The sequence below is a fragment of the Hydrogenophaga sp. FW305-3-2-15-A-LB1 genome, assembly GCF_058787875.1.
In genome coordinates this window covers 13669-27322 of sequence record NZ_JBYTAE010000089.1, presented here as the reverse complement: position 1 = coordinate 27322, position 13654 = coordinate 13669, and the positions used below count along the sequence as shown (strand labels likewise).

Below are 13654 nucleotides of genomic sequence, written 5' to 3'. Positions count from 1 at the left end.
GGGTGTGGGGGTGTGGGGTGCTCATCGCATCAGCCCTTCAGGTAAAGCCAGGGGAAGGCGCGGCGGTGCGCGAGGCGAAAGAGCTGGTCCGTCACCAGGCCGATGAGGCCGATGACGATGATCCCTGCGAAGATCGTGTCCGTCTGCAGGAAGCGCTGCGCGCGCAGGATCGCGTAGCCCAGGCCCGAGTTCGCGGCCACCAGCTCGGCCACCACCAGGTAGGTCCAGGCCCAGCCCATGGTGATGCGCAAGGTGTCCAGCAAGGCCGGCTTGGCGCTCGGGAAGATCACCTTCTCGATCAGCTCCGAGCGGTTCGCGCCCATGGTCTGCGCCGCCTCCACCTGCGCGGCCGGCACGCGGCGCACGTCCTCGGCCACCATCAGCACCATCTGGAAGAAGGTGCCGATGAAGATGATGGCGATCTTGGAGCCCTCGCCAATGCCCACCCACAGCATCACCAGCGGAATGAAGGCCACCGCCGGCATGTAGCGGATGAAATCCGTCAGCGGCTCCAGCAGCGCCTGCACCGCGCGGTACGAGCCGATGAACAGACCCAGCGGCAGCGCGATCACCGCCGAGAGCAGAAAGCCCGTGACCACGCGGTAGATGCTGATGCCCATGTCATCGAGCAGGCCGGTCTCGGTGAGCCAGGTCCAGGTCTTGGTCAGCACCTGAAGCGGGGCGGGGAGGAACACCGGGTCCAGCCCGCCGAAGGCCGCCAGCCCGGCCCAAAGCACCAAAGGGGTGAACAGACCGATGAGCGCAAGCACCCAATAGGTGCGCCGCGCGATGGGCGCGCGCACCGTCCAGAGGCGGTGGGCGCGGCGGCGCCGAGCGCCGGCTTGCGGCGCGCGGATCTCGATGGCGGGTGGCGAGGAAGACATGCAGGCTCCTGAACGGGGGACACAAAAGCGGAGAGGCGTCGTGCTTGCGCTTCGTGGCGCGCAGCAGCGTCTCCCGGGCTTTTGTCCCTCCGTGGAGCCACACGATCGTGGCCGACCGCTCTCGGACCAGACAGCGCCGCGTGTCTGTCTTTCAGTTGGTGGTCAACTGCGCGGCGCCCGGAACCCTAGCGGTCTTCTAGGCTGGCGTGTGCGGTGCAGGGCACAGCGCCTCTCTGGTTCAGGGTGTTAGCAACTGCTGTGCCAGCCGCCGATCGCTGTTTCAGCCCCAGGCCACCGAAGATCCTGTGTCAGTCGTCCGACCCTGAGGCGTCCTCCACATAGGCCTGCAGCGCCGCGACGGTGTCCGTGAGCCCGTTCATGAACAGCACCAGCTCGTGGTTGAGCGCGTACAGCATCGCGCCCGCTTCCAGTTGCGCGGCCGGGATGCCCGAGGTGTCGCGCATGCGTTTGAGGCCTTCGGGCATGAGGATGCGTTCGGTGCGTTGGTAAAGCGGCATCAGCTGGCGAAGCTGGCCGATCTGGGTGGATGCCCTTTTGGTGAGCACGCGAACCCGGTGCGACGCGTCGTGGGAAAAGGTGAGGGAAGCGCTGCGCTTGTGCGGCGCGCGCAAATCCATTGGAGATTTTTTGGCTTTGGTGACCATGTCGGCCTCCCGGTCGTGTGTTTGACACACCGCCGCCCCCTCTCTTGTGGAGCAGGGGCGGCGGCCCGAACAGGTTGACGTACCAGTCCCTCGCTGCGCGAAGCCGGCGAGCCTTGCGGCTCCCCATTCGGGCCACCAAAACTTGAGGGAAGCGGAACGTCAACTCCGATCACGCGGTTTTGGCGTGAGCGGGGCAGTATAGCCACGGGGTTCTGCCGCCATGGCGCATGAGCCCCTGCATTTCCCATGCACGCAGCCGGTGCGTACACTCGCACACCCCACCACCACCCGGCAGCAGCCCCAGCCATGAGCGATTGGAAAACCCAGCAGATGATCAAGGCCTCCGGCTGGCCGCTCGCGCCCGAGCTGCTGTTGGCGCCCGATGCCGACTTCAACGCCCGGCTGGAAGGCGGCCTCGTGCCCCTGCACTGGGCCTGCTCGGAAGGCAAGGCCGGGCTGGTGAAGCACATGCTGGAGCGCGGTGCCGATGTGCTGGACGCGGCGGACGGCGAGGTGAGCGTGGCGGGGCGCACGCCGCTGTACATGGCCATCCACTCGGGCAACTTCCAGACCGTGATGCTGGTGATCGATCGGCTCAAGGCGCTGGGCGCGCCGCCGGCCGACGAGGCGCTGAAGAAGCGGCTCGCGAGCGTGTTCAACAAGAGCCACGCGGATGCGAAGAACCGCCTGGCTCAGACGCTGAAGGACTGGGACCGGATCGCGAAGAAGGCGCCCTGACGCCAGGGCGCCCCTGTCGCGGTCGTCGCCTCACCAGGTGACGGCGATGTACTTGGTCTCCATGTACTCGTGCATGCCCTCGGCCGCCCCTTCGCGGCCCAGGCCGCTCTGCTTCACGCCGCCGAACGGCGCGGCCGGGTCGGAGACCAGGCCCCGGTTCACCGCCACCATGCCGAACTCCAGCCGTTCGGCGATCTTGAGGCCCTGCGCCAGGTCGGCGCTGTAGAGGTAGGCGGTGAGGCCGTATTCGGTGTCGTTGGCGTGTTTCACCATGTCGTCCACGCCGCCCTTCACGCGCACGATGGGCGCGACGGGGCCGAACACCTCTTCTTTCAGGATGCGCGCGTCCAGCGGCACGTCGCCCAGCACCGTGGGTTCGTAGAAGTGGCCGGGGCCGGGCACCTTCTTGCCGCCGCACAGGATCCTGGCGCCGCGCGAGACGGCGTCCTGCACGAGCTCGTCCACCTTCTTGCGGGTGGGTTCGTCCACCAGGCTGCCGACCTGGTTGTTTTCATCCAGCCCGTGGCCGATGCGCAGGGCCTGCATGCGTTGGACGAACTCGGCGGTGAAGGCGTCGCAGACCGCATCGCCCGCGTAGAAGCGGTTGGCGGCGGTGCAGGCTTCGCCCATGTTGCGCATCTTGGCGATCATGGCGCCGTCCACCGCGTCTTTCACGTTGGCGCCGTCGAGCACCAGGAAGGGCGCGTTGCCGCCGAGTTCCATCGGGGTCTTGAGCACCTGGTCGGCCGCGGCCTTGATGAGTTTCTGGCCCACCTCGGTGGAGCCGGTGAACGAGACCAGGCGCACGCGCGGGTCGTGCAGCCACATGTCCACCAGCGCGCCGGACTTGGTGGTGGGCACGATGTTGACCACGCCCTTGGGCACACCGGCCTCGGCCAGCAAATCGGCCAGCGCGAGCATGCTCAGCGGCGTCATGCCGGCGGGTTTCACCAGCACGGTGCAGCCGGCGGCGAGCGCGGGCGCGATCTTGCGCGTGCCCATGGCGGCGGGGAAGTTCCACGGTGTGACGAGCACCACCACGCCGATGGGCTGGTGCTGCACGAGGATGCGGTAACCGCCGGCGGGCGCATGGCTCACGCTGCCCAGGTTGCGGCAGGCTTCTTCCGAATACCAGCGGAAGAACTCGGCCGCGTAGCGCACCTCGGCGCGGCTGTCGGCCAGGGGTTTGCCGTTTTCCAGGGTGATGATCTTCGCCAGGGGTTCGAGGCGTTCGATCATCAGCGCATGCACCTTGCGCAGCACCTCGGCGCGGGTGCGCGGGGGCGTGGCGCTCCAGTCCGGCAGGGCGGCGGCGGCGGCGTGGGCGGCGGCCTGGCCGTCGTTCAGGTCACCGTCGGCCACCTGGGCGATCACCTCGCCGGTGGCGGGGTCCACCACGTCGAAGCTGCGGCCGCTGTGGGGGGCGCGCCATTCGCCGTCGATGTAGAGCTGCGTGGGGCAGGGGGGAAGCTGGTGCATGCGCGTCTCCTTGAAAAGGCCGGTCAGCTCACCGTGGCCACCGGGTGGCGGCCGGTGAAGAAGTCGCCGTTGGGCAGATCCGTCGGCGTGATGCCCGATTTGACCAGAGCCTGGCGCAGGCTGTTCATGGTGCCTTCGTTGATGCGCATGGTGGGCTGGCGCAGCGGGCCGCCGTTGAAGCCGTTGAGCCAGCCTTCGTATTTCCACAGCATGCGGTTGAGGAACTGTGCCTGGGCCGAATAGGCATTGGCGGCGGCGCGGGCTTTGCGCGCCGGGTTGATCTGCCAGTACAGCGCGGTGGCCTCGTCGTACTTGTGTTCCTGCATGAGCTTGAAGATGCGCGGGATCATGCCGCCGTAGTACTCGGTGTCGCTGGTGCCGATGAACTGGATGGGCACGAGCTGGCCGAGCGCGAGCGCGAACTGCTCCAGCGGCATGGTGACCACCACTTCCTTGCTGAACAGGCGGTAGGCCTCCACCCAGCCCATGATGCTGGGCATGCCGCCTTCGGCTTTCAGCGCGCAGATGTTGGGGCAGTCGTCGAGCAGGCGGCGGATGAGGGCGGCGTCGATGTCCGAGGGGTGCACGCGGTCGAAGCCCCAGTGCGGCACCTGGAACAGCATCACGCCCAGGCTGGTGGCGTCGCAGAAGGCCTTGGTGTAGTCGTAGATGTCCTGCGAGGTGGCGGCGTAGAAGTTGGCCGGGTACGACAGCAGGATGAGCGCGGCGCCGTTGCGCTCCGCGATCTTCGCGGCCTCGATGTTTTCTTCCAGCGTGTTGAAGCTGGCGTGGTGGATCAACTGGAGCCGGCCCTTGGCCTCATCGTGCGACCACTGGAAGAACTGTTCGTACTCGGCCAGGCTCATCGCCACTTCGGACACCAGCAGCGTGCCCGAGAAGCCCAGCTCGATCTCGTGGCGAATGTCGTGCCGGATGCCTTGTTCGTTCAGGCCCTTGAGGTCGGCGGTGAAGGAGGGGATGACCACGTTGGCCACGCCCTTGAGGTGTGCGTGGGCCCATTCGCGTGCTTCGTGTCGTTGGTAGAGTGCCATGTCGGTGTCGGTCCTGGTTGGGGTTGTTTACTGTTTGTAGGAAAACTGGATGGGCAGCGTCACGGCCAGGCCGGCGGCGATGGCGCGTTCGTAGATGAGTTCGGCGGCCACGATGTCCTGCAGCGCGGAGCCGACGGACTTGAACATGGGCAGGCGCGCCGTGGTTTCGATCTCGCCGCGCACCAGCGCGTTGAGCGAACGCATCTTGTGCTCGAAGGCGATGCCGGCGGCGGTGGCGGCGCGCATGTCGCCGGACTCGTGGGCCACCTCGTCGGGCATGTCGCTCACGATGAGGTCGCAGCGTTCGATCACGCTCACGTCGATCTCGCGCTGCACCGGCAGCGTGGAACCCACCGAGACCAGCAGCATGCCGGGCTGGAGCGCGTCGGCGTGCAGGATGGGCGATTCGTCGTGCGAGCGCGCGGCGGCGATGGCCACGCTGGCGCCGTCCAGCGCCTCGGCCGGCGTGGCGGCGGTTTCGCAGCGGATGCCGAGCGCGGCGGAGAAGTCGCTCGCGAACTTCTCGCGGTTGGCCGGCGTGGGGCTGTACACGCGCAGGCTTTCCACCGGGCGCAGCGAGGCCATGGCCTGCACGTGCGAGCGCGCTTCGGCACCGCTGCCCAGCACGCCCAGGCGCATCGGCGCCTGAGGGGCGAGGGCGTCCACGAACAGGGCGGAGGTGGCGGCGGTGCGAAAGGCGGTGATCTTGTTCGCGTCGATCAGCGCGCGGATTTCACCGGTGTCCTGCTCGGCCAGCGAGATGAGGTAGTTCATGCCCTTGTTGCGCCCCCGGCCGAACACCTTGGCGCCCATGAAGCGCTGGCCCGGTGGCACGGCCGCCAGCGCGCGCAGCGAGGCGTCGGGCCCCTTGGCGAAGGTGCGCGGCGGGCTGGTGCGCTCGTCGTAAGGCTGGGCGTAGGCCGCGCGCAGCGCGGGGATGAGCGCGTCCCAGGTCATGAGCCGTTCAATGGCCTCCGTGCCGATGAACACCGGGTTCGTGGGGGTCATCGGGCCTTCCCTTGCGCTTCGCTCTGGGCAATGCGCCGCGTGATGACGGCGATGGCTTTCACGTAGCCCGACCAGAAGCTGGCGAACTCGCCGCCCGCCACGTACTTCACCGCGCCGCCGGTCTGCGTGACCATCTGCTTGAACTCGGCGTCCTGCGCGGCGGCCTCGACGGCCTGGCGCAGCTTGCGCTCCACCGCCTCGGGCGTGCCGGCGGGGATGAACACCGCCGTGCCGGCCACGGTGTCGAAGTTGACGCCCTGGTCTTTCATGCGCGGCAGGCCGGCGGGTTCGGTCCAGGGTTCGTCACCGGCCGTGGCGAGGTAGCGCAGCCGGCCCGCCTTCACCTGGGCGGCGGTGAGCGCGCGCGAGAGCAGGGCGAAGTCCACCTCGTTGGCGATCAGCGCGTTGAGCAGCGGCCCGCCGCCCTGGTAGGGAATGTGGCGGGCGTCGATGCCGGCGGTGTCCACGAAGGCTTCGGAGCGCACATGCACCTCGCCAAAGAAACCGGTGGAGCCGAAGGTGAGCGCGTTGGGCCTGGCCTTGGCGGCGGCGATCAGCTCGCGAAAGCTCTTGTAGGGGCTGGCCTCGGGCACGACCATGGCCACCGGCTCCGCGCTGAGCAATGCCACGGGCGTGAGCTGGTCAAGCGTGAACGGCGGCTTCTGCTTGTTGACCACGGCCTGCTCGGGCAGGCTGGCCACGCTCAGCAGCGAGAGCAGCACGGTGTGGCCGTCGGCCGGCGCATTGGCCACCTGGCTCACGCCGATGGCACCGCCCGCGCCGGCCTTGTTCACCACCAGCACGGTCTGCTTGAGCGCGCGCTGCAGGGCGGGCTGCAGGGCGCGCGCCATGTTGTCCGCCGTGCCGCCGGGCGGGAAGGGCACGATGAGGCTGATCGGCCGATCGGGGTACTCCGCGTGGGCGGGGCTTGCCGCCACGAACGAGGCGGCCGCGAGGACGGCCGCGAGAACCTGGGTCTTCATGCTGCTGGTCTCCTGGTTTTGAGGGAAAGGCTGCCCACCAATTGGTTCAAATTGGTTTCTTATGATCTGCTTTGGTTCAACTTTAGACGAGGTCGTGCGCCACAAAGATCGGGGATTACCCGAGGTTTTAGGCCAAAATGCGCCCCTTTGGTTCAAACCAATTGAAGCCAATCTAGAATGCGCGCCATGACCAACACCGCCACCTTGCAGATCAAGACGGATTCCATGGAGTCCCTGCGCATGGAGCTGCTCAAGGGCTTGCAGAGCGGCAGCTGGCCGCCCGGCAGCCGCCTGCCCACCGAGCGCGACCTGTGCGCCACCTTCGGCGTGAGCCGCTCGGGGCTGCGGCGTGTGCTGGCCGAGTTGCGCGAACAAGGCCTGATCACCCAGAAGGTGGGCAGCGGCACCTACGTGGCGGAAAAACCCAGCGGCGCCACCGGCAAGGCCGACGGCGCCACCGGCACCGGGCGTTTTCTCGCCGTGCCGTCGGTGAGCCCGGCCGAGCTGATGGACGCCCGGCTGCTGCTCGAGCCCATGCTGGTGGACCTCATCGTGAACAACGCCAACACCGCCGACTTCGAGCGGCTGGAGGATTGCTGCGCGCGCGCCGAGGCCGCGCAGACGCTGGACGAATTCGAAAAGCTCGACAGCGAGTTGCACGAGCAACTGGCCCTGGCCACGCAGAACGCGCTGTTCATCAGCGTGTTCCGCCTGATGGCCGAGATCCGCGAAAGCGGCGAGTGGGGCTTTCTGAAGCAGAAGGTGCTGACGGCCGAGCGGCGCGCCGTGCTGCAAAAGGAGCACCGCCAGATCGTGGCCGCGCTGCGCCAGCGCGACGTGGACACCGCGCGGCGCGCGATCTTCGACCACCTGGCGCAGGCGCGGCTGAATCTGCTCTGGCGCATCTGATCCGCTCGCCTTCGAACCTTCCGCCATGCGGGGCCACTCAAAGCGGCCGTCCGCGTTGCAACGGCTCGCCCGCCGAGGGCGTCCCTCGGTTCTGACCACATCCCACATGATCTCCCCGCTCCTCCTCGGCTCGAATTCCCCATCGCTTGATTCGACACCTCTCAAGTTGTCTCAACTGAACCGCACCGCTTTCGGGGTGATTGAAAACGCCGCATTGCTGCAAGCCTTTCACTCAGCCGATTGGGCGACCCAATGGGCCGCCTTGTGCTTCATGGAGCATTTCAACGTGCTCAACGCGCCCACCGGCATTCGCCAGGCGGCGCAGAACGACCCCTTGCTGGCCGGTGCGCTGGAAGATTTGCCCTCCTTGAACCCGTCTTGCCGCCACGTCTCCGACGTGCTGCGCAGCCAGCACGTGGTGCCGGATGCGTTTGGCGAGGCATTCAGACGGGCCCTGCTCGCCGCCCTGAACGCCGATGCCGACGATCGGCTGAGGTTTTGTCTGGCTGTGCTGTCCATGGGCGGTCTTTCCATCGAGATGAAGGAGGCCGCCTTCGGGGCTTTGTACAGCCTGCCATTGGACGAGGATGGCCAAGCGCGGGTGGCCGCGTGCGCCCCAGAAGAAGGGGTGAAAAAGAAGCTGCTTCAGAGCTTCGAAGCGGCGGGCATTTCCTATCTGAACCTGAACAGCCTGGGGTCCGATCCGACGCCGCCGAGCGAGGTGACCCCATTGAGCATCTCGCCGATGAGCCACAGCGGCACAGTCTGGAGCTTTGGCCAGCCCCACAACGGACAGCCCATCACGCCGATCAGCCAGGCGGGGCACAACGGCAATTCCTTTCACATTTCACTGCTCGCCATGCACGACTCCAGCATCGGCCCCAGCGAGATCATCGAAGAAGAGAAAAAGAGCGAGTCGCCCCGGTTTGGGCCGCTGTAAGGCGTCGGGAACCGCTGCGCCGTGTAAGCAATGGGGCTGGGTGGCAGAATCCAGCCTCCTCGCCGGCGCATGGCTCCCGCAGGCCCCGCCCTCTTTTTTCTCTTCCCTCTCCATGACATCTTCGCCACCCGGCACGCTGGGCATCGACTTCGGCACGTCCAACTCCGCCGTTTCCTGGGCCGAACCCGGCGGCGCCTCGCGGCTGCTGCCGCTGGAGGGCGAGGCCACGAACCTGCCCACGGCGGTGTTCTTCAACGTCGAAGACCGGCACACGCACTTCGGCCGCGATGCCGTGGCGCAGTACCTCAGCGGCACCGAAGGGCGCCTGCTGCGCTCGCTCAAGAGCCTGCTGGGCAGCCCGCTGCTGAACGAATCCACGGAGGTGAACCACCAGCAGGTGAGCTTCCAGCAGATTGTGGAGATCTTCCTGGCCGAGCTGCGCGAGCGCGCCGCGCGCACGCTGGGCCACGAACCCACGCGCGTGGTGATGGGCCGGCCGGTGCACTTCGTGGACGACGACCCCGCGCGCGACGCGTTGGCCCAGCAGTCGCTGCACGAAGCGGCGCTGGCCGTGGGCTTCGAGGCCGTGTCGTTCCAGTTCGAGCCGATCGCCGCCGCCCTGGACCACGAGCGCCGCCTCACGCGCGAGAGCCTGGTGCTGGTGGTGGACGTGGGTGGGGGCACGTCGGACTTCACCGTGGTGCGCCTGGGCCCGCAGCGCATGGCACGGGCCGACCGCGGCGGCGACGTGCTGGCCACGGCGGGCGTGCACATCGGCGGCACGGACTTCGACCAGCGCCTGAGCCTGGCGCGCGTGATGCCGCTGCTGGGCTACCGGCACCACGGGCCGCAGGGCCGGGAAGTGCCCAACCGCGTGTTCATGGACCTGTCCACCTGGCACCTGATCCAGTGGCTGTACCTGCCGCGCGCGCTCAGCCAGGCGCAGGGGCTGCGCGTGAACTACACCGACGTGCGTCTGCACGAGCGCCTGATGCGCGTGCTGCGGCAGCGCGATGGGCACCGCATCGCGCACGAGGTGGAGCAGGCCAAGATCCGCTGCTCGCTGCAGGACGCGCCGACCACGGTGGACCTGGCGGGCGTGGAGCCCGGCCTGGCCGCCGAACTCGCGCCGGGCGACATGGCGGCGCACCTGGACGCGCTGCTGGCGCGCGCGGTGCAATGCGCGCGCGAATGCGTGCGGCGCGCCGGGCTGGGCGATGCCTCGCTGGACGCGATCTACCTCACGGGTGGTTCGTCCGCCCTGCGGCCTTTCCAGCTCGCGCTGCAGGCCGAGTTCGCCGGGGTGCCGCTGGTGGAGGGGGACCTGTTCGGCGGCGTGGCCTCGGGGCTGGTGTACTCGCGGGCGTGAGCACCCGTGCGGGCGCTGCGCGAATACCACCGACGGCGCCCCCTTGTCTAGTTGGTGGATTTCCTATGGCGGCGCGATGGCCTGAAAACGAAGATGCGCGCTGACAAGAAGTTGTCACGCATTCATCGACGCCGACTGCCAGTGCTGCCAGTCAGGTGTTGGGCAAGAAAGCCCGAACCGGTTTGAACACCGGTTCGGGCTTTTTTTTGTTCTGCTCGTTCGCATGGGTTCCGGACAGGCCATGGCCTGCATCCGCTGGCGGAGCCCTGCGCGTGTCTGGCACGAAGGCGTGGATGTGACCGGCTGCTTGTCAGCCACCCCGGGGGTGGCAGGTTCTCAATCCGTCCATACCAACGCTAGGAGACAAGGCCATGAGTGAGATGAATCGTCGCGACATCGTGAAGACCGGTGGGTCCATGCTGATTCTGGGCGCCGCAGGCGGCCTGCCTGCCATCGCATCCGCGCAGGAGACCGTGAAACTCGGTCTGTTGCATTCGCTCTCGGGCACGATCGCGATTGCCGAAGCCTCGCTGGTGGACGCCGAGAAGATGGCCATCGACGAAATCAACGCCGCCGGCGGCGTGCTCGGTCGCAAGATCGAGGTCGTGGTCGAGGACGGCGCCAGCGAGAACTCGGTGTTCGCCGAGAAGGCCCGCAAGCTGCTGGAGCGCGACAAGGTCGCGGCCATCATCGGCTGCTACACCTCCGCCTCGCGCAAGGCCATCCTGCCGGCGCTCGGCCGCGCCAAGGGCCTGCTCTACTACCCGACCTACTACGAAGGCCAGGAGCAGGACAAGCAGGTGTTCTACCCCTCGCAGGAAGCCACGCAGTCGGTGATCGCCGCCGTCGAATGGATGGCGCGCGAGAAGGGCAAGAGCTTCTTCCTGGTGGGCTCGGACTACATCTACCCCCGCACCTGCAACAAGATCGCCAAGCCCACCATCACCAAGGCCGGTGGCAAGGTGCTGGGCGAGGAGTACGCGCCCCTGGGCCACACCGAGTTCTCGTCCATCATCAACAAGATCAAGGCCGCCAAGCCCGACTGCATCTACAGCACGGTGGTCGGTGGCTCCAACGTGGCCTTCTACAAGCAGCTGCGCGCCGCGGGCCTCGACGGCTCCAAGCAGACCCTGCTCTCCACCGTGGTGTCGGAGAACGAGGTCGAGGGCATCGGCAAGGACAACGCCGCCGGCTACTACGCCTGCATGGGCTACTTCCAGAGCATCAAGTCGCCCGCGAACGAGAAGTTCGTGAAGGCCTTCAAGGCCAAGTACGGCCAGGAGCGCGTCATCGGCGACCCGATGCAGGTGGCCTACAACAGCGTGTACCTCTGGAAGATGGCGGTGGAGAAGGCCAAGTCCTTCGACGTGGACAAGGTCATCGCCGCCTCCGGCGGCATCGAGCTGGAAGCGCCCGAGGGCACGGTGCGCATGCACGCGACCAACCACCACGTGTGGAAAAAGGTGCGCGTGGGCCGCGCGCGCGCCGACGGCCAGTTCGACATCGTGTGGGAAACGCCGTCCCTGATCGAGCCCAACCCTTTCCCCAAGATTTGACATCGCGGGGCAGGAGGCCGGCCGGTCGCCCGCGAGGGCGGCCGGTCGATTCCAACGATTCAGGAGTCGGTCAATGGGTTTCGACATTGCGGTGATGCAGGTGTTCAACGGCGTGAGCCTGTTCAGCATCCTGCTGCTGATGGCCATCGGTCTGGCCATCGTGTTCGGTCTGATGGGCGTGATCAACATGGCCCACGGTGAGTTGATGGCGCTGGGCGCCTACATGACCTACCTCGCGGCGCGGGGCTTCGAGCACTGGGCGCCCGAGTGGATGGGCATCTACCTGTTCGCGGCCATCCCGTTCGCGTTCTGCGTGACGTTCGCCTTTGGCTACGTGCTCGAGCGCGGCTTCATCCGCTTCTTCTACAACCGCCCGCTGGACACGCTGCTGGCCACCTGGGGGCTGAGCCTCATCCTGCAGCAGACCTACCGCACCGTGTTCGGCGCGCAGGAGGTCAGCGTGCCCTTGCCCGTGTGGCTGGCGGGCGCCTGGGAGCCCACCGAGGGCATCCAGCTGCCGATCAACCGCATCTTCATCGTCGGCCTGACGATCGCCGTGGCCGTGGGCGTGTACCTGCTGCTGTACCGCACGCGCTGGGGCCTGAAGGTGCGCGCCGTCACGCAGAACCGCGCCATCGCCGGCGCCGTTGGCATCGACACCCACCGCGTGGACGCGCTCACCTTCGCGCTGGGCTCGGGCCTGGCGGGCATCGCCGGTTGCGTGTTCACCATGATCGGCTCGACCAACCCGGGCACGGGCCAGCTCTACATCGTCGACTCCTTCATCGTGGTCGTCTTCGGCGGCGTGCAGAGTCTGATCGGCACGGCGCTCTCGGCCCTGTCCATCGCGCAGGGCCAGACCTGGCTCGAGTTCCTGATGAGCGGCTCCATGGCCAAGGCCACCATCCTGCTGCTGGTGATCCTGGTTCTGTACTTCCGTCCCAACGGCCTGTTCGCCGTGCGTTCCAGGAGCTGAGCATGTCATCCCAGACGCACCGACTCGACTTCGCCAGCGCCATCGCGCTGATCGCCCTGCTGGCCATCGCGCTGCCCCTGCTGCTCGACCCGTTCCGCCTCAACCTCATCGGCAAGTACCTGGCGCTGGCCTTCGTCGCCATCGGCATCGTGCTCACCTGGGGCTATGGCGGCATCCTCAGCCTGGGGCAGGGCGTGTTCTTCGGCCTGGGGGGCTACCTGATGGCCATGTTCCTCAAGCTGGAGGCCTCGGCCCCCGAGCTGCCCGACTTCATGGTGTGGAGCAGCGTGGAGACCTTGCCGGTCTGGTGGACGCCGTTCCGCTCGCTGGGCTGGACCGTGCTGGGCATCTTCGTCCTGCCGGCGGTGATCGCCTACCTGTTCTCGTTCGCCATCTTCCGCCGCCGGGTCAGCGGGGTGTATTTCGCGATCGTCACGCTGTCGCTGGCGCTCACCCTCACGGTGGTGGTGGTCGGACAGCAGGGCGACACCGGCGGCGCCAACGGCATCACCGATTTCAAGACGCTGCTGGGCATGGACATCCTGAGCGACGAGGCCCTTCGGGTGCTGTACTTCGTCGAGGTGGCCTTCCTGGCCGTGGCCATGCTGCTGGCGCTCACGCTGGTGCGCACGCGCTTCGGCAAGATCCTGATCGCCATCCGCGACCGCGAGGACCGGGTGCGCTTCAGCGGCTACGACACCGCCCACATGAAGGCCTTCGTCTTCGCCTGCGGCGCGGTGCTGGCCTCGGTGGGTGGCGCGTTCTTCACGCTGCAGGTCGGCCTGATCTCGCCCAGCGTCATCGGCGTGGTGGCCTCGGTCGAGATGGTCATCTACGCCGCGGTGGGCGGGCGCCTGTCCATCCCCGGCGCCGTGGTGGGCGCGCTGCTCATCGGCTTTCTCAAGTCCTACCTGTCGGAGACCTTCCCCGAGGCCTGGCTGTACTTCCTGGGCGGGGTGTTCATCCTCGTGGTGTGGGTCATGCCCAACGGCCTGGCGGGCCTGAAGGACCAGTGGCAGGCCCGCCGCGGCGGTGCGAGGAGCGCGGGATGAGCGCCCAACTTGCCATGCACGTTCCCACCCACGCCCTGTCTTC

General features: G+C 67.4%; 13 protein-coding genes and 1 riboswitch. Of the genes, 7 read left to right on the top strand and 6 right to left on the bottom strand.

Translation table 11 applies throughout. From position 1 onward, the window contains the following. Positions 1 to 29: 29 nt before the first annotated feature. Both AC3WPZ_RS23200 and AC3WPZ_RS23195 read right to left on the bottom strand, forming a co-directional pair. The gene (locus AC3WPZ_RS23200; RefSeq protein ID WP_382323688.1) at positions 30 to 884 is read right to left on the bottom strand and encodes an ABC transporter permease; all 855 of its coding nucleotides are present in this window, start codon (positions 882 to 884) and stop codon (positions 30 to 32) included. 68 nt (positions 885 to 952) lie between these two features. Further along, a riboswitch (guanidine-I (ykkC/yxkD leader) is annotated at positions 953 to 1084 on the bottom strand. Between the two features lie 108 nt (positions 1085 to 1192). After that, entirely contained in the window at positions 1193 to 1549 is a 357-nt protein-coding gene (locus tag AC3WPZ_RS23195; RefSeq protein WP_492433350.1) for a hypothetical protein, read from the bottom strand. A gap of 306 nt (positions 1550 to 1855) precedes the next feature. Here AC3WPZ_RS23195 and AC3WPZ_RS23190 point away from each other — a divergent pair, with 306 nt between their 5' ends. Next, the gene (locus AC3WPZ_RS23190) at positions 1856 to 2287 is read left to right on the top strand and encodes an ankyrin repeat domain-containing protein (RefSeq protein ID WP_444688214.1); all 432 of its coding nucleotides are present in this window, start codon (positions 1856 to 1858) and stop codon (positions 2285 to 2287) included. A 30-nt stretch (positions 2288 to 2317) separates the two neighbouring features. Here AC3WPZ_RS23190 and AC3WPZ_RS23185 read toward each other — a convergent pair whose 3' ends face one another. The 4 genes from AC3WPZ_RS23185 to AC3WPZ_RS23170 are packed head-to-tail and all read right to left on the bottom strand — an operon-like array spanning position 2318 to position 6809. After that, positions 2318 to 3766, bottom strand: a complete 1449-nt coding sequence (locus tag AC3WPZ_RS23185) for an NAD-dependent succinate-semialdehyde dehydrogenase (RefSeq protein WP_492433352.1) — start codon at positions 3764 to 3766, stop codon at positions 2318 to 2320. Positions 3767 to 3789: 23 nt separating this feature from the next. Further along, positions 3790 to 4818 carry a dihydrodipicolinate synthase family protein gene (locus tag AC3WPZ_RS23180; RefSeq protein ID WP_492441756.1) on the bottom strand — a complete coding sequence of 343 codons (1029 nt, stop codon included), beginning with the start codon at positions 4816 to 4818 and terminating at the stop codon, positions 3790 to 3792. A 27-nt stretch (positions 4819 to 4845) separates the two neighbouring features. Further along, positions 4846 to 5826: an ornithine cyclodeaminase family protein gene (locus AC3WPZ_RS23175; protein ID WP_492441753.1), complete on the bottom strand. Its 981-nt coding sequence runs from the start codon at positions 5824 to 5826 to the stop codon at positions 4846 to 4848. Beyond that, positions 5823 to 6809, bottom strand: a complete 987-nt coding sequence (locus tag AC3WPZ_RS23170) for a tripartite tricarboxylate transporter substrate binding protein (protein ID WP_492441751.1) — start codon at positions 6807 to 6809, stop codon at positions 5823 to 5825. Before AC3WPZ_RS23170 ends, AC3WPZ_RS23175 begins: the two co-directional genes overlap by 4 nt. A gap of 186 nt (positions 6810 to 6995) precedes the next feature. Here AC3WPZ_RS23170 and AC3WPZ_RS23165 point away from each other — a divergent pair, with 186 nt between their 5' ends. The 6 genes from AC3WPZ_RS23165 (at position 6996) to urtC (ending at position 13611) form a co-directional block, all read left to right on the top strand. Beyond that, positions 6996 to 7718 (top strand): FadR/GntR family transcriptional regulator, encoded by a 723-nt coding sequence (locus AC3WPZ_RS23165; protein ID WP_444688209.1) that lies wholly within the window; start codon positions 6996 to 6998, stop codon positions 7716 to 7718. 106 nt (positions 7719 to 7824) lie between these two features. Next, positions 7825 to 8658, top strand: coding sequence for a hypothetical protein (locus tag AC3WPZ_RS23160; protein ID WP_444688208.1), 834 nt, complete (start codon positions 7825 to 7827; stop codon positions 8656 to 8658). A 112-nt stretch (positions 8659 to 8770) separates the two neighbouring features. Then, on the top strand, positions 8771 to 10027 hold the full coding sequence (locus AC3WPZ_RS23155; RefSeq protein ID WP_492441749.1) for an Hsp70 family protein: 1257 nt from the start codon (positions 8771 to 8773) through the stop codon (positions 10025 to 10027). Positions 10028 to 10398: 371 nt separating this feature from the next. Then, positions 10399 to 11583, top strand: a complete 1185-nt coding sequence (gene urtA, locus AC3WPZ_RS23150; RefSeq protein ID WP_291120626.1) for an urea ABC transporter substrate-binding protein — start codon at positions 10399 to 10401, stop codon at positions 11581 to 11583. Positions 11584 to 11656: 73 nt separating this feature from the next. Further along, positions 11657 to 12559: an urea ABC transporter permease subunit UrtB gene (gene urtB, locus AC3WPZ_RS23145; protein WP_291120624.1), complete on the top strand. Its 903-nt coding sequence runs from the start codon at positions 11657 to 11659 to the stop codon at positions 12557 to 12559. Between the two features lie 2 nt (positions 12560 to 12561). Next, the gene (urtC, locus tag AC3WPZ_RS23140; RefSeq protein ID WP_382323697.1) at positions 12562 to 13611 is read left to right on the top strand and encodes an urea ABC transporter permease subunit UrtC; all 1050 of its coding nucleotides are present in this window, start codon (positions 12562 to 12564) and stop codon (positions 13609 to 13611) included. Positions 13612 to 13654: the final 43 nt, after the last annotated feature.